The following is a 20,285-nucleotide window of genomic DNA, read 5'->3' as shown; positions in this document are numbered from 1 at the left end:
ACCATCGTGACGTGCGGAGGGCGGCCTGGAGGTGAAGCGCGCGAACGGGCGCCGCTACGGGCCGCCCTCGCGCAAGCGGAAGCCGGTGACCAGGTCGGGTCGGATCCGGATCGCTCCCGATGCGCTGCCCGGGGCCCAGGGCTTCAGGAGGCCCACGTACCGATCGATCTCTTCCGGGTCGGTGACAGCGGTGGCGTAGCCGGTGGCGACCACGCTCCAGCCCAGGTGCTCACCCGGATCGATGTCGTCGGCCTCGTAGGCGACGACCACGCCCGCCTCCTGCTGGGTCGCGAGCAGCGCCGCCAATGTCGATCCGTCCTGGACGCGGACGATGATGTCGCCGGCATCGAGGACGTGGTTGACCGGGCGTACGGCGGGCAGTGCGTGAAGGGTGAAGACGATCCGGCCCAGTTCGGCGGTGCCCAGCAGCTGAAGCGCCTCGTCGGCCCCGAGTTCTTCCATCTGCCGTCCCGGCACACTGACGGGAGGTGCACTGGTGGTCGTAACCGCCGGGTGGCTTTTCATCGTGGGCGTCCTTCGTCGAGCGTGCAGGCCGCGATCCGGATGGACGGCGTGGCAAGGGAGGCGGACACCCCCGGTTCCCATGCCGTGCCGCGTTCGCGTACGTCGTGCGCCTGCCGGTCGGACAGGGGCGAAGGCCGTGAACAGGCCGTCTGCTGCCAGGATCTCCGCGTACGCCGATCTCGGGCATGGGCCGATCGGCCCCTGGACGGGACCACAGGGCCCATGCTCGGGACCGGTGGGGAGGCCAAGACTGAAGACGGACTCGAACAGGAGGCCGTCCATGAGTACCCCTTCACCCACCCGTATCTCCGAGGCGCTGCCCGCCGACTGCCGCGCCCGTCTGATGGAACTGGCCCAAGAGGTCAACTTCGAGGAAGGGACGCGCCTCTTCCGCGAGGGCGGCCACGCCGACCGGTTCTGGATCGTCCGGTCCGGCACCGTGACTTTGGACGTCCACGTGCCCGGGCGGCGCGCCGCCGTCATCGAGAGCCTCGGCGCCGGCCAGCTGGTCGGCTGCTCGTGGCTCTTCAAGCCCTGCTCCTGGCGCCTGGGCGCCGAGGCGATGACGCCCGTCCGCGCGTACGAGTTCGACGCGGAACGCGTACGGACGCTGATGGACGCCGACGCGGCCTTCGGCTCTGCCCTCGGCCACTGGGTCGGGCAGGTCCTCGCCAACCGGCTGCAGGCCGCCCGCGTGCGCCTTCTCGATCTGTACGCGCCCTACGGGAGCGGCAGCTTCCTCTGATCGTCCGTACGCCGAAGGAGCCGGCACGGGCCATCCGCGCGGCCGAGGGTGTCGTGGACGTCCGGATGGAGCTGGGAAGCACCATCGCTGCCTAACGGGCGCCCCGCCCGGCCACAGGGTGCACTGTGCTCCTTACTGCGACAATTCTGATGGAAACGCGTAGACCGGACCGAGCCAGGGGCGACCATGTCCGACGATCCGAACGCCTCCGCAGAGGCGCCGATCAAGGTGTTCCTCCTCGACGACCACGAGGTGGTCCGACGCGGGCTGCATGACCTTCTGGACGCAGAGCCGGACATCACCGTCGTGGGCGAAGCCGGCACCGCTGAGCAGGCGCTCGCCCGCGGGCCGGCGCTCCGTCCGGACGTCGCCGTACTCGACGTGCGGCTCCCTGACGGCGACGGCATCACCGTCTGCCGCGAGCTGCGCTCGCGCATGCCGGGCCTGGCCTGTCTGATGCTGACCTCGTTCGACGACGAGGACGCCCTGCTGGACGCGATCATGGCAGGGGCTGCCGGCTACGTCCTGAAGCAGATCAAGGGCTCCGACCTGGTCTCGGCCGTACGCACGGTCGCCACCGGCCAGTCCATGCTGGACCCCGCGACCACTGCCCGTCTGATGCACTCCCTGCGCGACCCGGAAACGGCGAAGGCACCCGAAGACGCACGCCTGGCGGCGCTGTCCGAACGGGAACGGGCCGTCCTGGAGCTCATCGGCGAGGGCCTCACCAACCGGCAGATCGCCCAGCAGCTCTACCTCTCCGAGAAGACGGTCAAGAACCACATCTCCCGGCTGCTGGGCAAGCTCGGCGTGGAACGGCGGGTCCAGGCGGCCGTGATCGCCGCCCAGGTACACGAGCACGGCACCGGGACAGCCGAGCAGTAGGAACGCCGCCTCCCGTCACCGCGGCGGAACGAGAGGTACCTGCCACTGCAGGCGAGTGCCCCGCTCCCCGTCGCCCCGCCCCGCAACCTCCATCCGGCCGCTGAGCCTTTCGGCACGCTCCGCCAGGTTCCGCAGACCGCTGCGCCGACCGCCCGCGGGCAGGCCGACGCCGTTGTCGGTCACGGTGACGATCAGGCTCCCGTCGGACGCAGCGATCGAGACCTCCGCCCGTGTGGCCTCGGCATGGCGGGCGACGTTGGTGAGGGCTTCCCCGACCACGGCGAGTGCCTCGTCGGCGACGGCCGGCGGTACGTCCGTGTCGATCAGCCCCTCCATCCGCAGGGCCGGGGCGAAGCCCAGGGCCGCCGAGGCCTCGTCCAGGGCCTGAACCAGACGGGAGCGCATCTTGGACGCCTGACCGGGAGCCTCGTGCTCACGGAGTCCGAAGATGGTCGACCGGATGATCTTGATGGTGGCGTCCAGGTCGTCCACCGCCCGCGCGAGGCGTTCGGACGCCTCGGGATGGTCGACGAAACGCTGGGCGCTCTGAAGGGTCATGCCGGTGGCGAAAAGGCGCTGGATGGCCAAATCGTGCAGGTCACGGGCGATGCGGTCGTGGTCCTCCAGCAGGCTCATCTGCTCGGTGTCCCGGCGCCGGTCGGCAAGTTCCAACGCGAGGGCGGCCTGGCCGGCGAAGCCCGGAAGCGCGGCGACTTCGGCGGATGCGAACACGGGGCGGCCGTGCCTCCTGGCCAGGATCAGGACGCCGCTCAGCTTTTCCTTGGTGCCGACGGTGACGGCGACCGCCGGGCCGAAGCCCGTCCACCTCTCCGGTTGCACGGTGACGCGCTCGTCGGTCGCCGCGTCGGGGACCGTGATGAGGCCGTCGCGGGCCAGTGCGGCCTCCGCGAGTGTGCCCTGGGCGCTGGGCAGGACGATCCCGCGGTGCGCCTCGGCTCCCTCCCCGAGAGCGAGGGAGCCCCTCAGTTCACCGCCGGACCCGAGCAGGTAGAAGACGCCCATGTCCGCGCCGGTGATGTCCTTGGCCCGCTCCAGCATGCCTTCGAGGACCTGGTCCTCGGGTGCTCCGGAGAGCAGGGCGCTGGTGATGTCGGAGCCGGCCTCCAGCCAGCGCTCGCGCAGCCGGACCTCCTCGAACAGCCGGGCGTTCTCGATGGCGATGCCGGCCGCGACGGCGAGGGTGGACAGGACCGCCTCGTCCTCGGCGTCGAATTCGGCTCCGCCGCGCTTCTCGGTCAGATAGAGGTTGCCGAAGACCTCCTCGCGGACCCGGATCGGGACACCGAGGAAGGAATGCATCGGCGGGTGGTGGTCCGGGAACCCGTACGAGGCGGGATGCTCGGACAGCTCCGAGAGCCGCAGCGGCTCGGGGTGGCGGATCAGCTCGCCGAGGATGCCGTGGCCGGACGGCAGGTCCCCGATCTGCGCGCGGAGGCCGTCGCTGATGCCGACGGGAAGGAACTCCGCCAGTTTCTTGTCGTCGCCGATGACGCCGAGGGCCCCGTATTCCGCGTCCACGAGTACCACGGCGGCCTCGACGATGCCGCGCAGGACCTGCGGCAGGTCGAGTTCCCGGCCCACCGACATGACGGCCTCGAGCAGACCGTTCAGCCGGTCCCGGGTGCCCCTGACCTCGTCGATCCGGACCTGGAGCTCGTCGAGCAGCTCGTCGAGCCGCAGCCGCGGAACACCGCTCCCGGTGGGCTGCTCGCTTCCGCTCATGCCCACCTCCGGCCGGAAGCGATGGCGTGATGGCCATCGCTTCCACGGTATCGCCGGCCCGAGGGCCCGGCCTTCCCGTCAGCCGGCGAATGCCCCGTACGGCCTCTCCTCGTGTCGCGGCGCACCGGGCCCGTCGTGCAGGTGTCGGACGTGGGCGCTTCTCCGATCCGGGGACAGGCCCGGTGCAGTTCGGCAGCGCGGCCTCCATCGGAGCGCCCATGGCTGTCCAGATGTCGGAACCGCTCCGGGGCGGCCTGAGGCTCTCGTCGTTGCACAGGGCCGCCGCGGTGAGCAGCTCCCGCAGCGGGCGGAGCTGCTCGGGGGCTGGACGACCACGCGGCCCTCGGCGAGGGTGCCGGTCCTGTCCGTGGCCGGCACGCCTACCGAGCCGAGTGTCTCGACCACCGGAAGGCGTCGGATCAGGGCGGCCCGGGCCGCCATGCGGCGGGCCCCGAGGGAGCAAGGGGGACGACGGCGGGCGGATCCCGTGGCCGTGGCCGCGGCGGTCGCGACAGCCCGGCCCCGCACCAGTCGGCGTGCGGCCTCCGCCGGCGTCGGCCCCGCCGGGGCCAAGGAGCCGACGGACGGCATTTCGATCGCGCGGCCGGTCGTGGCGGGATCAGTCGGCGGGGACGGTGATCACGGGGCAGTGCGCACGGTGCAGGAGGCCGTGGACGACGGATCCGATCCGCATGCCGGTGTATCCGCCCCGGCCGCGGCGGCCCACGACGACGGCCAGGGCGTGTTCGGCGGCCCGGGCCAGTTCCTCGACCGGGTGGCCGGGGAGGACCTCGTGGGTGACGTGCACGTCCGGGTACTTCTCGGACAGGCCGGCGGCGGCTTCGGAGAGGAGGGTGTGTTGCGCCCGCAGTGCCGTCTCCTCGTCGTCCAGCGTGATCAGCGGCCGCTGCCACACGCAGACGACCCGCAGCGCCGCACCCCGGAGGTCTGCCTCGTCGAAGGCGAGGGCCAGCGCGGCCGTGGCGGACGGGCTGCCGTCGACCCCCGCGACGACGTAGGGCGGCTGCTGGCTGATGTGCTCGGCGTCGCCCACGACGACGACCGGGCAACGGGCCTGGGCGGTGACGGGTACCACGAGCGAGCCGGCGCTGAAGAACTCGGCGGTTCGGCTCAGGCGCCGGGAGCCGAGGACGATCAGGCGGGCCTCGCGCGCCGCGCCGCCCAGGACGTGGGCGGGGAAGCCGCCCAGCAGGTCACCGGCGACGCTCACCTCGGGGTGGCGGTCACGCACCCAGTCGCACGCATGTCCGAGCCTGTCGAATCCGGCCTGCCGCAGGGCGGTCCGGCCGGGGGTGTCGTCGACGTGATGGGTGTCGTGCTGCGGCGGTACCGCGAGCACCAGGCGCAGCGGGAGCCGGCGCCGCTGTGCCTCGTCGGCGGCCCAGGCCAGGGCAAGGTGCCAGTCCCTGTCCGGGTCGATGCCCACGACGATGTCACGGCCTTCTGCCGGGTGGCCGGTCATGAACGGCTCCCGAAGTCGCTGCCGGTCCGTGGGATGAGGAGGACGGGGCAGTGGGCGTGGTGCAGCAGGCTGTGCGTGGCCTTGCCCAGATTGGGGGCGAGTCCGAGGGACCCGGGAACCCGGCGGCCGCCCATGACGAGCAGGTCGGCGTGGCGGGACGCCTCGACCAGGACACCGGCGACGGAGATGCTCTTCTCGGCGTCGGCCTGCACCTCCAGGTCGGGGAACTCCTCGCAGATCGCATCCGTGACGGCCCGCAGGGACTCTGCGTGCGCACCCGCGATCGCGTCGACGTCGTCGAGCATGCTGACCACCTCGCCGACGGACTCCAGCATGTTCCACACGTGCAGCAGCCGCAGAGATGCCTTGCGCAGCTCGGCTTCCCGGGCGGCGTAGCGCGCGTACAGGAGGTCGTGTTCGTCGCGGATGGCAGCGAGGACGGTGCCGTTCTCCTCGGCCCCGTCGGGGCCGCGGACGACGATGACGGGGGTCATGGCGGCGGCCGCGACATCCAGGCCGACCGATCCGAGCATGAGGGAGCTGAATCCGCCCAGGCCGCGGTTGCCGACCACGATCGTGCCGTGGAGCCCGCCGGCCCGGTGCAGGCTGTCGACGGCGCCGGCGCGGCTGAATTCGGTGGTCACGTTCAGCCCGGGGTACTCGGCCGAAACAGCCTTCGCCGTGTCGTCCAGGAGCGCCCGACCGTTGACGCGGACCCGTTCGATGGTCTCCGCCGACAGGTACAAGGCCCTGCCGTCGGTGTCGGCGCCGTACACGATGCGCAGGGGACGGTCACGGCGTACGGCCTCCCTGGCCGCCCACAGGGCAGCGATGTGCGCCGCCTGCGAGCCGTCCACGCCGACGACGACCGAGCTGGTGTCCGGCGTACGGAATGTGCTTTCCACGGTTCCTCCCAACCGAGAAGCCGATGAGGGACACCACACACGCTGCCACCGTCGACGCTTCGGGAAGAGGGCCGCCCGGGACCGCAGACGGGACCGAAGGTCCCCCGTCGTCCCGGGCTCGGCACCTCGCACCTGGGGCCCGTACGGCCCCAGGACGGGACCGTTCGGCCCTCGATCACCGGCAGGCGCCCCTGCATGGTGGGTTCACACCCGACAACGGACAGCAGCCTCGCGTGACACGGCGGGGCAGGAGGACCTCATGAAGCGCATCAAGGTGGCGGACCTCATGACCGACGAGGTCGTCTCCGTGGCCCCGGGCACCGCCTTCAAGGACATTGTGAAGCTCCTCGCCCAGTACGACATCTCCGGAGTCCCTGTCCTGGACGACGAATACCGCGTGGTGGGCGTCGTTTCGCAGACGGACCTGCTGGCCCACGCGGGCTCTGGCCCCGATACCTCCTGGCAGAACGGCACAGCGACGGAGCCGCCCACCGCGGGCGACGTCATGTCCGCGCCCGCTGTCACCGTCCGCGCCGAAGAGACAGTGGCCGACGCCGCCCGGCTGATGACCCGCCGGAGCATCGAACGCCTCCCCGTCGTGGACGTGGAGGACCGGCTCGTCGGCATCGTCACCCGCCGGGACCTGCTCCACATGTTCCTGCGCCCGGACTCCGAGATACGCCGGCGTGTCACCGGCGAGGTCCTCACGGAGGTGCTCGGTGTGCCGACCGGTGACGTGGACGTCCACGTGGTGGACGGGATCGTCACCCTGGACGGCCGGGTCGAACGCCGGAGTCAGCTCGCCGTACTCCTCAGCCTCGTCGAGCGACTCGAAGGGGTCGTCGCTGTGGCATCGCATGTCACCGCCCGCACCGACGACACGGCAACCATTCACGCGGACCAGGCCCGGCATGCCATGCCGTGGTGATAGAACCGGACCGCGCGAAGGGAATCACAGCCATGGAACACCACGTGACCGTCGGAGTAGATGGCTCCCCGGAGAGCCGGGCAGCGGCGCGCTGGGCTGCGCAGGAGGCTGTCCTGCGCCAGGTGCCGCTGCGGCTCGTGCACGCCGTCGACTGGCCCCTGGACCCGGTTCTCCCCGGCCTGGGCCGCCAGGAAGTGGACCGCTGGGCGGACCAGGCACTGACCGAAGCCGCGCAGGAACTGCACGGGCGCCACCCGCATCTGGAGATCACGACCCGCTGCCCGACGGCCCGGCCGGCGGCCGCCCTGGCGGCCGAGGCCGCCGACGCCGGGCTGCTGGTCCTGGGATCGCGCGGTCTGGGCGGCCTGGCCGGTTTCGTCGTCGGCTCGGTGGCGATGTCCACCGTGATCGCGACCGACACCCCGGTCGTCCTCGTGCGCGTCGCCGACGACCTGGACGACCCCGACGACCTGGACGGCCCGGACGCCCCCGACGGCCCGGGCACCGGCTCCGCCGACGCCGAGATCGTCGTGGGCATCGACATCCACGAAGCGTGCGACCGGGTACTCGCCTTCGCCTTCGAAGAGGCGGCCCGCCGCGGCTGCCCCTTGCGAGCGGTGCATGGCTGGAAGATGCCGGCCGCCCACAGCTACGTCCCGTTCTTCGACCCGGACGACGAACGGGACATCGGCAGGAGCGTCATGCACATGGTGGGCGACATGCTGCTGCCCTGGCGCCACAAGTTCCCCGACGTGAACGTCAGCCACCACGTGTTCAAGGGATCGGCCGGCGAGCATCTCGTCCGGGCCTCGCAGGGCGCGGGACTCGTCGTCGTGGGACGACATGTGCGCCGTTCTCCCCTCGGCGCGCACCTCGGCTCGGTCGCCCACGCGGTCCTGCACCACGCAGCAGCCCCGGTGGCCGTCATCGCCCACGACTGAAGAAGCGGAAACCCGCGCAGACCTGCACAAGGTCCTCCTGCGACCGGACGAGGACATCGATACCGAGATCCGCGAACTGATCACGTATCAGCTGCTCCCGCACGTTCCCGCCGAAGTGCACGTCCACGTCGCCAACGGCATCGCCTACCTCAACGGTTCGCTGCCGGACCCCGCGATGATGACGAGCCCGGCCGTCGCGGTCCCAAGACCCACCTGCGCCCCTGCCGAACGCAGACAGGCGGCCGGTAGGGCCGGTAGGGCCGGTAGGGCGGTAGGGCCGGTCGGTCCCGGGTTGGGCCGCTCGGTCCTTCCCAGAGGCCCGGCACACGGAAGAGCCTGAAGGCAGCGGCTTTCCGACCGCCACCTCACCGGTCGCCGTAGGGGCGCACGACTGAGGCCGCACAGACAGGAACGGTCCCGTGAGCGCAACACACTTCGACGCCGACACCGTCATCCGGCTCGTGGGCGATGCAGTCACCGCCCCGTCCATGCACAACGCCCAGCCGTGGAAGTTCGCGTTCCACGCCGGCGAGCACGGTGCCCTCGCCCTGTACGGCGATCCGGAACGTGCCATGACCCGGACCGACCCGGATCACCGCAGTCTCCACCTCGGCTGTGCTGCGGCCCTCTTCAACCTGCGCGTGTCCGCAGCCTGGATCGGCCTCCCCGTCCGCGTTCGGCTCCTGCCTGACGACGCCGAACCATGGCTGCTCGCCACGGTGACCATCGACGAAACCGCGGGCACGGACCGCGAGCTGGCCTCCCTGCACGACGTCCTCCGGCGTCGGCACACCAGCCGGTACCCCTTCGCCGAGGAGCCGGTGCCGGGCGCGCTGCTGGACGGTCTGTGGGCCGCAGCCCATCTGGAGGGCTGCCGGCTGACCGTCCCGGACACCTGGCACATCGACACCGTGCTCGGGCTGGTGCGGGACGCCGAACACCGAGAGGAGATCGATCCGCTCGCCCGGGCGGAAACCACGGCCTGGACCTACCCCACGCAGAGCGCTTCAGGCACCCGTCGCGACGGCATCCCGGCCGTCGCCTTCGGACCGAAGGCCTCCGGCGGCCCCGCCCCCGTGCGCGACTTCGGCCGGGCCAACCCGATTCCGGATCGCGGCTGGGCCGTGTTCGAGAAGCGACCGCAGCTGGCTCTGCTCAGCACCGAGGGGGACACCGGAGCCGACTGGCTGCGCGCCGGCCAGGCCATGGAACGCGTCCTTCTGCAGGCCACTGCCGACGGACTCGCCACGTCGATGACGTCCCATCCCCTGGAATGGCCGGAGTTGCGCTGGACGGCCCGCGACCCGGTCGCGGCCATGGGACACGTGCAGATGGTCTTCCGCCTCGGCTACGGCCCCACAGGCCCCGACACACCCCGCCGCCCGTTGACCGAGGTGCTGGAGATCCGGGAGTAGACACCCCGAGCGCCCTGCCGCGGTTCAGTCCTTCCCGAGGGTGGCCGCGTGGTCGGGTACGGCGGTCTGCAGGTCCTTGGACGGACGCTGGTAGCCCGTGGACGGCGGCCTCGGCGGCAGGGTCAGCGACGGTACGGCCACGTCCTCGTAGGGAACCGAGGACAGCAAGTGGGCCATCATGTTGAGCCGCGCGCTGCGCTTGTCGTCGCTCTCGACCACGTACCACGGGGCATCGGCCGTGTCCGTGTGGACGAGCATCTCGTCCTTGGCCCTCGAGTACGCCTCCCAGCGAGTGAGGGACTCCAGATCCATCGGGGAGAGCTTCCACCGCCGCAGCGGGTCCTCCGCGCGGCGCCGGAACCGCTCCTCCTGCACGGCGTCGCTGACGGAGAACCAGTACTTGCGGAGCAGGATCCCGTCCTCGACCAGCATCCGCTCGAACACCGGGCACTGGCGCAGGAAGCGCTGGTGCTCGGCGGGCGTGCAGAACCCCATGACGTGCTCCACTCCGGCGCGGTTGTACCAGCTGCGGTCGAAGAGGACGATCTCTCCGGCGGCGGGCAGGTGCTCGACGTACCGCTGGAAGTACCACTGAGTACGCTCCCGGCCGGTCGGTGTGGGCAGGGCTGCGATGCGCGCGACACGAGGGTTCAGGTGTTCGGCGACGCGCTTGATCGTGCCCCCTTTGCCCGCGGCGTCACGGCCCTCGAAGACGACGACCAGACGGGCGCCTTCCGCACGCGTCCACTCCTGGAGCCTGACCAGCTCCGTCTGGAGCCGCAGCAGCTCTCTCTCGTAGACCGCCTTCTTGAGACCCATCGCCGCCACCGTCCCCTTTTCGTCGTCCAGTGCTGCGATCAAGTCGGTCACGGCACGCGCCCGCGCGCAAGGTTGACTCGCGCGTCGCACGGGTGTGTCGAGACGCCGGCCCGGACCTCAGCGTCGGCTCCGACCGGGCCTTCGTTCCCCCGTCCGCAGTGACCGCGAAGGACACCCCCCGGGCCCGGCCGCGCCGATACGCTGGCTCCGGACTGGGCGGGCAGCGAAGGGGAAAACACGTGGGTGTGGGGGATCCGTTGACGCAAGTGCCTCGGATGCGGCTGGACGAGCTGCTCGACGAGCTCCAAGTACGCATCGACGCCGTACGAGGCACCCGCGACCGGGTGCACAGCCTGCTGGAGGCCGTCGTCTCGGTGGGCCGGGAGCTGGATCTGGCCCAGGTGCTGCGGCGGATCGTGGAAGCCGCGGCACTGCTCGTCGACGCCGAGTACGGGGCGCTGGGGGTCATCGGCCCCGACGGCCGTACGCTGTCGCAGTTCCTGACCGTGGGGCTCAACGAGGAAGACATTGCCGAAATCGGTCCCCTGCCGGCCGGTCACGGTCTGCTCGGAGAGGTCATCCACCACCCGGAGCCCTTGCGCCTCACCGATCTCGGCGCCCACTCCTCGTCGTACGGGTTTCCGCCGCACCACCCGCCCATGCGCACGTTCCTCGGCGTACCGATCCGGGTGCGGGACGAGGTGTTCGGGAATCTCTATCTGACCGACAAGCGGAGCGGGCTCGATTTCGACACCGAGGACGAGACGGTGATCTCCACCCTCTCGGTGGCGGCGGGCGTGGCGATCGACAACGCCCGGCTCTACGAGGGCGCGCAGTGTCAGCAGCGGTGGCTGAAGGCCAATGCGGAGATCACCGAAAGCCTGCTGTCGGGCAGTTCCCGTCCGGCGGTCCTGGAGCTCATCGCCCTGCGGGCCCAGGAGATCACAGGGGCCCGGATCGCGGACATCTCCATGCCGGTTCCCGCTGCCGAAGGGCTGTTCGTGGAGTTCGCGGCCGGTGCGGACAGCAAGGCCCGGCAGGGTCTCGTCGTTCCCATCGAGGGATCCCTCTCGGGGACAGCTCACCGGACCGGGCAGCCCGTCACGGTCGTGCGCGCCTCGGACGACGACCGTTACCCGGACGATGCCCAGACACAGGGCGGGTTGGGCCCCGCCGTCGCGGTCCCGCTGGGCACCGCAGGCGGCGACAGCAGGGGTGTACTGCTGCTCGCCCGTCCGGCCGGCGAGCCCGTCTTCGGCGAGAACGAGCTCGAGCCCATCGTCGCCTTCGCGGGGCAGGCGGCGATCGCCTTGGAGCTGGCGGAGCGGCGCCGGGACGCCGAGCAGATAGCACTGCTGGAGGAGCGGGACCGGATCGCACGGGACCTGCACGACCTGGCCATCCAGCGGCTCTTCGCCACAGGCATGACCCTCCAGAGCGCGGCGCGCCTCGTCGAACACGAAGGGGCCGCCGAGCGAGTCAGCCGTGCGGTCGACGACCTGGACGAGACCATCAAGATCATCCGTTCGACGATCTTCGGTCTGCGCACCAAGGACCGCGGCAGTAGACCGGGTCTGCGGGCCCGCGCCGCCCGTGCCGTCGGCGACGCGGCCACCACCCTCGGCCATCCGCCGCGCCTGAGCATGGAGGGCCTGCTCGACACGGACGTGCCGGCCGAGGTCGCCGACCACGTCATGGCTGCGCTGGGCGAGCTCCTGAGCAACGCCGCGCGCCACGCGGGGGCGACCAGGGTCGGCGTGGCCCTCAAGGCGGAACCGGGCGAGATCGTGCTGACGGTCTCCGACAACGGCAGGGGCATCCCGGACCAGGGCCGGAGAAGCGGTCTGCGCAACCTCGACGACCGGGCGCAAAGCCTGGGCGGGTCCTTCACCGTGGACACCCCCGACGACGGGGGCAGCCGGCTCGTCTGGCGGGCTCCGCTCCCCACCGGGAGCTGACGGCCCCCACGCGATCACCGGCTTCCGCCCTGCTCAGGCCGCCGCCAGCCCCAACTCGCGGTCGGCACCGAGCACCCGCATCGACTTGGCCACCAGAGGCGGCACGTCACACAGCTGGAGTCTGGTTCCGGACAAGCGGCAGCGGTGGTGCACGCGCACGAAGAGGTCGATGCCCGCGCTGTCGCAGAAGGAGATCCCGGACAGGTCCAGGACGAGGCTGTGCCGACCGGAAGCGGCGAGTTCGGTGAGCCGGGGCTCCACCTGCCCCGCCGTGTGGAAGTCGAGTTCTCCTGCCAAGGTGACGCGCAGATCGCCGTCATGCCTCACCACGGCCCTCAGGCTGATCAAGGCGGTCGTCATGGAGCCTCCACGCTGCGTGCGGCTCTGGAGCCGAGCCGCGCCTCTCCCCGTGCGGCACCAGCTCACCGGAACCGGACCGGTCCGGGGAAGGCCCACATGCCCCCCGTGTAGGGCCGATGGTCCCTTTCCCCTGGCGCATCCCTCCGCGGGGAACGGGGGGATGAGGGTCTATCGGCCCTGTCCGTTCGGCCCCTCCGGCAGGCAGGATGCTGGAGTTCGTGCGCTCAGGACGGACCCAGCCGAAGGAGTTGCGTCATGACCGACCGCGGTGCTCCCGCCCCCGCCAAGACGCCGATCACGGTCTTCCTCCTCGACGACCATGAAGTCGTGCGCCGCGGGGTGCACGATCTGCTGGACGCGGAGCCCGATCTGAACGTGGTCGGCGAGGCGGGCACGGCGGAACAGGCCCTGGCCCGCATCCCCGCCCTGCGCCCCCAGGTGGCGATTCTGGACGTACGTCTCCAGGACGGCGACGGAGTGAGCGTGTGCCGGGAGCTGCGCTCGCGGATGCCCGAGCTGGCCTGCCTGATGCTCACCTCGTTCGACGACGAGGAGGCACTGCTCGACGCGGTGATGGCGGGCGCCTCCGGTTACGTGCTGAAGCAGATCACCGGCACCGACCTGGTCACCGCCGTCCGCACGGTCGCGGCCGGCCAGTCCATGCTCGATCCCGGAGCCACGACCCGGCTGATGGCCCGCATGCGCGGTGACGTGCCCAAGGAGGAGCAGGTTCCCGGTCTCCCCGGGTTCACCGACCGGGAGAAGGAGGTCCTCGTCATGGTCAGCAGGGGGCTCACCAACCGGGAGATCGGCAAGCGGCTGTACCTCGCCGAGAAGACCGTCAAGAACATCATCTCGCGGCTGTTCACCAAGCTGGGTGTGGAGGGCCGAGTCCAGGCCGCCGTGATCGCCAGCCATACGCTGGTCCCGCCGAGCCAGCGCCCCGTACCGGCCGCCGAGTAGCCGGAAGCACGGCACGCCGTACAGTCGCGTGCCCGGCTCGGCCGACGACGAGCAGTTGCGCGTCGGACGCGGCGGCCGCCTCGCCCAGCCCCGCGCGCCGTTCGGGCCGAGGAATGCGAACACCTCACCCGGCCTCACCGTGAGGCTCAGGCGGTCGACGGCCGCCACCGGCCCATACCTCTTGGTCAGTCCGGCCAGCTCGATCGCCGGCCCGTCACCCATGGATCCGGTCTGAGCCCGCCGCCGGAGACCCGCCCGCTCATCCAAGGTCGTAGGCCGTGAGGGGAGCGCGCTGCGGTGCGGCCCCCGCTGCTGCCATGTCGCCGTAGGCGGCGCGCTTGAGCTGTTCCGCCAGGTTCTCCAGTGCCCGGGCGGCCGCGAGTTCGTCGCCGATCTCGGGCACATCCTTGTCCGTCGGGTTGCAGCGTGCGGTGCCGTGGCCCGTGAGACGCGTGGTGCCGGTGTCGAGTTCGACTCGGACCTTGGTCGTGTGCTCGTCCTCGAAGAGGTAGAGGTGGGTCTTCCATTCGCTCGTGTGCGACATGGTGTGCCTCCGGTCGGATCAGGAGGATCGGTGGTGTCGGCGTCGGGCCCGGCCCCTGAGCTCGTCGCTACCCCGGACCGGCGGCGGGAAGGCCGAGACGAGCAGGACGACGTCCAGCGGGAGTGCGGCGGTGCGTATACGAGGTAGGCGTGGTGCAGGGGGCTTCCGGTCCTTGTCGATCGCGCTGCGGGAACTGGGCCGAGGCGTTCGGGACGTGATCCCCGGCTCGGCGCGGGGTTCCAGGGGATCCGGCGCGGTGTCCGGCGTGAGGTCCGGGGCGGCGGCGCTCTCAGTCATCGCCCGCTCCCGGTCCGGGGCGCAGGCGGCCTGACCAGAGGGGCTCGATGCCCGCCCACTCGGATTCCCAGGACCGTGCGCTGCGCGCGTCCACGATACGGAGGCGCATGGCGACAAGGGCGCCGCCGGCGAGCACGATCCCGGTCAGCGCTCCGGTGCCGATGCCCACGGCGTTCAGAGCGATGTCGGCCCGGCCGGGCGGCGCGGCGGCCGCGCGGCCGTTCTCGTCCACCCACACGCGGACCGTGTCACCGTGCCGGGTTCTTGCGGGAACGGGGATGGTTTCCGTGTGCGGGTGCTGCGAGGGGTAGTGCCACGTGGCGGTCGCCACGGTCACCGGCCGACTGCTCGGCCGGTCTCCTGCCCGGTACGTGGTCTCGCTGACCGTGGTGGCCGTCACGGTGTGCCGGTGGCGTGCGACGTTCTCGGCGGTGCGGTGGCCGTCCGTCCAGGCGGACCGCCCGAGGACGAAGCCGGCGATGACGGCCAGCAGGCAGGTCAGCGCGAAGGCGGCATGCATACGGGTCCGGGTGCGGTCGGCATCCCGCCTGAGCGGGTTGGCCCCCGTCCCTTGCTTCCGGTGGTGCATGGCACGCCTCCGTGCTGGTGCGTGCCGAGCCTGGCCGTCCCTTCAGGCGGCGACGAGCTCGGCGCTGATGTGGTGGGCCCAGTTCTGGATCCGCTCGGGGTGTGGGCCGTGATGCGGCCGCCGAAGGGACTCGGCGTTGCGTTCCGCGCAGTGCGTGGCCTTGCTGTTCCAGCGGCCGGCGTAGGGGGAGCCACCGAGGACGACGGCGTCGGCATCGAGACCGTCCTCGCGGAGGGTCTTGGCGATCTGTTCGGCGATGCCTGCGGTGGCTGGGTGCCGGGTGCCGTAGGCGACCAGGATTCGCTTGGTGCTCATGGCGGGTACTCCGTCATTCCATGGTGCGGGGCTGATGCCACTGTCGCGCGGCCGACGGCTGCTCCGCTTGGGCCGGACGGATCCCTGCGGGGACCATTCGGTACTCCCCGTAGCGCCCTTCCCCGGAGGCGGCGACGCGCCGCTCGACGGCGGCGAAGCTGTCCGGGGCGACGGAGACGGACTGGTTCGTCTCGCTCTCCTCGTACGGGAGGCGGCCCGCGTGGGTCTGGCCCCGGCTGCCTCGGTCCGCGAGACGGCGGTGCCTTCGCCCACCGCGATGCCTTCGACGAGGGCCTCACCCGGGGCGGCGGTCCGACGGCAGCGGTGCAGGCCCTCGGCGTCGGTCGGCCCGCGCCGTTCTCAGGGTCGAGGGTGAAGATCACCCCTGCCCCGGCGAGGTCGGCGCGTTCGGTGGGGCCGCCAGTTCCTGAGGTGGGCGGAGCCGCGTTCGACCCGTGCGTCTCCGGGGACGGATGAAACGAGCGGCGGCCATGAGACGTGGCGCGCTCGCCCACCGGGGGCGGTGGACGAGCACGCGCGGAAGGGGGGTGTCACGTGGTGGTCACGCGGGAGGCTTCGTGATGGGCTGCCCTGGCTTCGAGGAGGGTGGGGAGCACGCGCACGGCGTGCTCCGCGTAGCCCTGCGGAGAGGGGTGGACGCCGTCCGCGCTGAGGAGTTCGTCGGCCCGGATGCGGAAGTCGTCTACCGCGGACGCCGCGGTGAGGGCGCCGAGCCGCTCGGCGGCACGGCACTGCATCCGGCCCAGCCTCCGCGCACGGAGCGAAGCCGCCCAACGGACCGGAGCACGGAAGCCGGGGGCGTTTCCCGGGTCGGGGCAGGGCATGACGACGACCTGACGGCCGGCCGACCTCAGCCGTTCGACCGCTGTCTCGAAGTGGCGGGCGGCGCGGCCGATCGGGGCCGGGAGCAGGGTGTCGTTGCTTCCGACGATCAGAACGGCGATGCCGCGCTCGCCATGGTCGTCACCGCGGATGCGGTCGAGCTGGCGGTGCAGGCCGGCGCTGGTGCTTCCGGACCTGGCGAGGACCCGGAGGTGAACCGGGCCGCCTGTGGCCTCGGCGAGGGCGTGGGCCAGCCGGGCGCCGAGCGTGTCCTCGGCGACGCGTACGCCTACCCCGCGGGCGAGGGAATCGCCGAGGAGCAGCAGGGGCAGCGGTTCGCCGTCGCCCGTTCCGTACCGTCCGTCAGGCAAGGCGACGAGGTGCCTCTCCGGCGGACGCTTCATCAGCAGTCGGGTGTAGAGGCTGGCGAAGGCCGCGGCGACGGGCCGCCGCCCGCGTGGTTCCGGCCTGGTTGCGGTGTCAGATGACATGGAGGTGGACGTCCTGGTCGGTGAGGGAGCATCTGTGGATGTCAAGCAGTGGTGGCGTGCCCGATCCCGGTGCGGCAAGACCCGTGTCGCGCACCATCGCCCCGAAGGGGCGGGCCGGTTCAGTGACCCGGCTATGCGCCGGGACCCTGGGGGGCCTGGCCCTGCAGGGCGAGCGGGGCTTCCGGGGCCGGCCGGGCCGGCGCCGTGTCAGCGCCCGGCAGACGGAGCCAGGCGAGGGCCGCACCGGCCAGCGTGGACCGCCGCTGCGGTCCAGGCCGCCGCGTCCATGCCGCGGACGAAGGCATCTGCATCGGATGACGCGCCGTCCGCGGTGGAGACCGTGGCCAGTACGGAGCCGAGCACGGCCACGCCCAGCGTGGAACCGACCTGCCGCGAGGCGTCGTTGAGGGCCGAGCCGAGCCCCGAGGAGTCTTCCGGGACCACGGCCATCAAGCACTCGGTGGCCACCGGTGCCACCAGCCCCGCACCGAAGCCCGCGAAAGCCTCGAAGGCCAGGACCTGAGTGTCGGCCGCGAGGACGGCGCAGCCCACGGCGATCAGCAGCAGCCCCGCCGATACGGCCGCCCTCGCGCTGTACCGCTTCGACACGACGGCCGCCGCTCCCGCGCCGAAGGCCAGGCCGAAGGAGAGCGGGGTGATGCGGACGCCCGCTTCCCAGGGGCTCAGCCCGCGGACTTGCTGGAGGTACATGGTGAGGATGAACATCGCGCCGAACACCGCGAACGACATCAGTGCGAGTGCGAGCGCCGCCGTCGCCGCACGTCCGTCCCGGGCCACCGCGAGCGGCAGCATCGGCGCCGGGCAGCGCGTCTGCCAGTGGGCGAAGAACGCCAGCAGAACCGCCGCGACCGCGAAGGCGGCCAGTACCGGTCCACTGGTCCAACCCCGCCCGGGTGCCTCGATGATGCCCCAGACCAGCGCGAGAAGTCCCCCCGACGACAGCAGCGCCCCGGCGCGGTCCAGCGGCCGGGGGCGGGGGCCGGTGGATTCGGGTACGAACACCACCGCCGCAGCGAACACGGCCAGGGCCACGGGCACGTTGAGCCAGAAAGCCGCCCGCCACGAGGCGTGCTCCACCAGCCAGCCGCCGGCGACCGGACCGGTGAGCGTCCCGATTCCGGCCACGGCGGCCCAAAGGGACATCGCCCGGCGCCGGTCGTCCGCCGCAGTGCGGAAGACGTGGGCGATCGTGGACAGTGTCGCGGGCATGAAGAGCGCCGCGCCCAGTCCCATCCCGCATCGGGCCGCCACGACCTGCGCGGGGCTGCCGGCAAGGGCGCCTCCCACGGACGCGACGGCGCAGACGGCCAGTCCGGCCAGGAAGGCCCGCCGCCTGCCGTACGTGTCGCTGAGCGTTCCGGCGGCCAGGACGCAGGCGCCGAGCGTGAGGGCGTACCCGTCGACGATCCACTGGGTCTCGGCCATCGACGGGCCGAGGTCCTGCCGGAGGCCGGGAACCGCCACGTTCAGCACGGTGAAGTCCAGGCCGATCAGGAACAGGGCCGAACAGACGACCGCCGTCGCAGCCCACGCCTCGCGGCGCGTCACGAGGCGTGCCTCGTGCCGTCGCCGCGCACCGTCCGCAGGGGCTCGTCGCGCCGCCGGAATCCGATCCGGTACAGCGTGGCCGCCCGCCGCCGGAACGTGGCCTCGGAAGCCCGTAGGTACAGCCGGTAGCGCCGGAAGCCGTCGGCCCCCACCAGTGCCTCCGCCTGCCTGCGGGCCCGCACCAACCGGGTCGACCAGCCGTGCAGGGTGCGCGCGTAGTCGTCGGGGGCGGCAGTCAGGACGGTGACCGAGAAGTACGGGTCGCACGCGGCTGTGATCTCGGCGAGCCGCGGCAGGGCGGCGCCGGGGAAGACACTGCTGAAGACGAATCGGCCGACCGGCCCGTCGGGCCCGGTCTCGTCGTCGTACGCGATGGTCTGCAGGGACATCCGCCCTCCGGGCCGCAGCCAGCCGTGGCATTTCTCGAAGTACGCGCCGTAGACGGCGAGTCGCTCCTGGGCGGTCATGCCACTGTTGACGAAGTGCTCGAAGGCCCCGACCGAAACGATTCCGTCGTAGGGCCGCGCGGCGGTGTGCGCGTCCCAGCTCTCCAGCAGCGGCACCACTCCTGGGTGGGCCTGCGCCGCGATGTGGGCGTGCTGGGCCGGGGAGATGGTGAGCCCGGTGACCTCCCGGACGCGTCCCGTGCCGACTGCGTGGGCCGGCATGCCGCCCCAGCCGCAGCCGACGTCAAGGAGCCGGAAGCCCTCGTCGCCGGACGCACCCGCCAGGTCCAGGTGGTGGTCGAGCTTGGCGCGCTGCGCACGGGCGAGGACGTCCGCGTCGGCAGGGTCGCCGTCGATGCCGTCCCACAGGGCCGCCGAATAACTCAGGGTCTCGTCGAGCCAGAGCGCGTAGAAATCGTTGCCGACGTCGTAGTGGAAGGCGATCTCGGCGGCGCTCGTGCCGGACCGGACGCCGGACGCGGCAGCCGTGGTCGTGGTCATGGTCACGCTTCTCCTGAGCGGTCGGACGGAGCCGGGCGCGGCACCCGACGCTCGTACCCGTCGTGCGGCGGATCCGCGGGCACAGCCGTCGAGTCGGGCGGCCCGTCCGATCAGGGGATGACAGGCCGGGCCACCACACGGGGGAGCGGAAACACCCCACGCCCTGCACGGATCGTGATCATCACCTGACGCGTAGTGATCATGCAAACCTGGGCCACCCGAAAGGGTGGCGTGCGAAGGTCACTGCGTCCTCGGCCGGCCCGTCCCGCATGCGCTCACCGGGAGCAGGGCCAGAACTTCCTCGACTACGGCTGCACCGGTGGCCATGGCTGGCGGCGCGCACGGACATCGACGTCGTTGCGACCAGGGCCTGGATCCTGCTGGACGGGCGTCCGCCGTCGCAAGAGCACCGCCGGCGTCTTCCCCGAAGGGCACCGGCCGGGTGGCCATCGAGGCCGGCCGTGCCGGGTCACCACATCATCCTCGCCCGCGGCTGGGCCGAGCCGGCCTCATCGACGGCCGACGCCGACCGTCGATTCGCCGACCGCCGCACTCGGCACGGTCATGCAGCGGGCACGTCCGCCCGGACGATGGTGATCGGACACGGCGCGTGGAGCGCCGTCTGATGGCTCACCGAACCGAGCAGCGCTCGGCCGAAGCTGCCGCGACCACGGCTGCCCACGACCAGCATGTCCGCACCCTCTGCCGCATCGACCAGGACGTCGACCGGGTTGCCGCGTACCAGGCGCTGGTGCACGGAGGAGGCACCGTCCTCACCGAGAACCGTGCGGACCTCCTCGACCAGCCGGCGTTCGGCCTCCTCCTCGTCGAACGTGGTGTCCACCGCCGGGGCCGACCAGGAAGCGGCACCGGGCAGGTCCCACGCTGCGACCGCTTCCACTCGCCCGTTCACCTGCCCTGCGTACCGGACCGCCCAGCGCAGCGCGGCCTGGGACGAGGGCGATCCGTCGACGCCCACCACGATGCGCGGAGCCTCTTGCTGCCTGTCCATCCCTGTCA

20 protein-coding genes are annotated in these 20,285 nt (G+C 71.8%); 7 read left to right on the top strand and 13 right to left on the bottom strand.

Going from position 1 to position 20,285, the window contains the following annotated elements:
* Positions 1-54: 54 nt before the first annotated feature.
* Entirely contained in the window at positions 55-462 is a 408-nt protein-coding gene (locus KO717_RS03995) for a pyridoxamine 5'-phosphate oxidase family protein (RefSeq protein ID WP_301364476.1), read from the bottom strand.
* Positions 463-805: 343 nt separating this feature from the next.
* On the opposite strand from KO717_RS03995, the gene KO717_RS03990 reads away from it, so the two are divergent.
* Positions 806-1,270 (top strand): Crp/Fnr family transcriptional regulator, encoded by a 465-nt coding sequence (locus KO717_RS03990; RefSeq protein WP_301364475.1) that lies wholly within the window; start codon positions 806-808, stop codon positions 1,268-1,270.
* A 186-nt stretch (positions 1,271-1,456) separates the two neighbouring features.
* Entirely contained in the window at positions 1,457-2,155 is a 699-nt protein-coding gene (locus KO717_RS03985) for a response regulator (RefSeq protein WP_301364474.1), read from the top strand.
* A 15-nt stretch (positions 2,156-2,170) separates the two neighbouring features.
* Here KO717_RS03985 and KO717_RS03980 read toward each other — a convergent pair whose 3' ends face one another.
* The 3 genes from KO717_RS03980 to KO717_RS03970 all read right to left on the bottom strand — a co-directional run bounded on the left by KO717_RS03980 (position 2,171) and on the right by KO717_RS03970 (position 6,286).
* Entirely contained in the window at positions 2,171-3,898 is a 1,728-nt protein-coding gene (locus tag KO717_RS03980; RefSeq protein ID WP_301364473.1) for a sensor histidine kinase, read from the bottom strand.
* Positions 3,899-4,517: 619 nt separating this feature from the next.
* On the bottom strand, positions 4,518-5,381 hold the full coding sequence (locus KO717_RS03975; protein ID WP_301364472.1) for a universal stress protein: 864 nt from the start codon (positions 5,379-5,381) through the stop codon (positions 4,518-4,520).
* On the bottom strand, positions 5,378-6,286 hold the full coding sequence (locus KO717_RS03970; protein WP_301364471.1) for a universal stress protein: 909 nt from the start codon (positions 6,284-6,286) through the stop codon (positions 5,378-5,380). The genes KO717_RS03975 and KO717_RS03970 overlap by 4 nt, the downstream gene beginning before the upstream one ends.
* Before the next feature lie 259 nt (positions 6,287-6,545).
* On the opposite strand from KO717_RS03970, the gene KO717_RS03965 reads away from it, so the two are divergent.
* From KO717_RS03965 to KO717_RS03955, 3 genes are all read left to right on the top strand, one after another.
* Positions 6,546-7,214, top strand: coding sequence for a CBS domain-containing protein (locus KO717_RS03965; protein ID WP_301364470.1), 669 nt, complete (start codon positions 6,546-6,548; stop codon positions 7,212-7,214).
* Between the two features lie 32 nt (positions 7,215-7,246).
* The gene (locus tag KO717_RS03960) at positions 7,247-8,155 is read left to right on the top strand and encodes a universal stress protein (RefSeq protein WP_301364469.1); all 909 of its coding nucleotides are present in this window, start codon (positions 7,247-7,249) and stop codon (positions 8,153-8,155) included.
* A gap of 419 nt (positions 8,156-8,574) precedes the next feature.
* Positions 8,575-9,570, top strand: coding sequence for an Acg family FMN-binding oxidoreductase (locus KO717_RS03955; protein WP_301364468.1), 996 nt, complete (start codon positions 8,575-8,577; stop codon positions 9,568-9,570).
* 24 nt (positions 9,571-9,594) lie between these two features.
* Here the strand turns inward: KO717_RS03955 and ppk2 are convergent, their stop codons facing one another.
* A complete protein-coding gene (gene ppk2 / locus KO717_RS03950) occupies positions 9,595-10,389 on the bottom strand; it encodes a polyphosphate kinase 2 (protein ID WP_301374360.1) in 795 nt (264 codons plus the stop codon).
* A 239-nt stretch (positions 10,390-10,628) separates the two neighbouring features.
* Here ppk2 and KO717_RS03945 point away from each other — a divergent pair, with 239 nt between their 5' ends.
* Positions 10,629-12,347 carry a GAF domain-containing protein gene (locus tag KO717_RS03945; RefSeq protein WP_437184465.1) on the top strand — a complete coding sequence of 573 codons (1,719 nt, stop codon included), beginning with the start codon at positions 10,629-10,631 and terminating at the stop codon, positions 12,345-12,347.
* Positions 12,348-12,380: 33 nt separating this feature from the next.
* Here KO717_RS03945 and KO717_RS03940 read toward each other — a convergent pair whose 3' ends face one another.
* Positions 12,381-12,707: an STAS domain-containing protein gene (locus KO717_RS03940; RefSeq protein WP_301364467.1), complete on the bottom strand. Its 327-nt coding sequence runs from the start codon at positions 12,705-12,707 to the stop codon at positions 12,381-12,383.
* A gap of 255 nt (positions 12,708-12,962) precedes the next feature.
* Between KO717_RS03940 and KO717_RS03935 the strand changes: the two genes are divergently transcribed.
* On the top strand, positions 12,963-13,670 hold the full coding sequence (locus KO717_RS03935; RefSeq protein ID WP_301364466.1) for a response regulator: 708 nt from the start codon (positions 12,963-12,965) through the stop codon (positions 13,668-13,670).
* A 259-nt stretch (positions 13,671-13,929) separates the two neighbouring features.
* Here KO717_RS03935 and KO717_RS03925 read toward each other — a convergent pair whose 3' ends face one another.
* The 7 genes from KO717_RS03925 to KO717_RS03895 form a co-directional block, all read right to left on the bottom strand.
* Positions 13,930-14,214 (bottom strand): DUF1876 domain-containing protein, encoded by a 285-nt coding sequence (locus tag KO717_RS03925; RefSeq protein WP_301364465.1) that lies wholly within the window; start codon positions 14,212-14,214, stop codon positions 13,930-13,932.
* 289 nt (positions 14,215-14,503) lie between these two features.
* Positions 14,504-15,100 carry an Rv1733c family protein gene (locus KO717_RS03920; protein WP_301364464.1) on the bottom strand — a complete coding sequence of 199 codons (597 nt, stop codon included), beginning with the start codon at positions 15,098-15,100 and terminating at the stop codon, positions 14,504-14,506.
* A 42-nt stretch (positions 15,101-15,142) separates the two neighbouring features.
* Complete coding sequence (locus KO717_RS03915) at positions 15,143-15,415, bottom strand: hypothetical protein (protein ID WP_301364463.1); 273 nt, start codon at positions 15,413-15,415, stop codon at positions 15,143-15,145.
* Positions 15,416-15,966: 551 nt separating this feature from the next.
* Positions 15,967-16,749, bottom strand: coding sequence for an SGNH/GDSL hydrolase family protein (locus tag KO717_RS03910; protein ID WP_301364462.1), 783 nt, complete (start codon positions 16,747-16,749; stop codon positions 15,967-15,969).
* A 207-nt stretch (positions 16,750-16,956) separates the two neighbouring features.
* Positions 16,957-18,318: an MFS transporter gene (locus tag KO717_RS03905; RefSeq protein WP_301364461.1), complete on the bottom strand. Its 1,362-nt coding sequence runs from the start codon at positions 18,316-18,318 to the stop codon at positions 16,957-16,959.
* Entirely contained in the window at positions 18,315-19,265 is a 951-nt protein-coding gene (locus KO717_RS03900; protein WP_301364460.1) for a class I SAM-dependent methyltransferase, read from the bottom strand. The genes KO717_RS03905 and KO717_RS03900 overlap by 4 nt, the downstream gene beginning before the upstream one ends.
* Positions 19,266-19,827: 562 nt before the next feature.
* Positions 19,828-20,277 carry a universal stress protein gene (locus KO717_RS03895; RefSeq protein ID WP_301364459.1) on the bottom strand — a complete coding sequence of 150 codons (450 nt, stop codon included), beginning with the start codon at positions 20,275-20,277 and terminating at the stop codon, positions 19,828-19,830.
* Between the last annotated feature and the right edge of the window lie 8 nt (positions 20,278-20,285).

This window comes from Streptomyces xanthophaeus (assembly GCF_030440515.1).
In the GTDB taxonomy this organism is placed as follows: Bacteria; Actinomycetota; Actinomycetes; order Streptomycetales; family Streptomycetaceae; genus Streptomyces; species Streptomyces kutzneri.
Note: the sequence above shows the minus strand (reverse complement) of the source record. Positions and strands in the feature narration are given on the sequence as shown.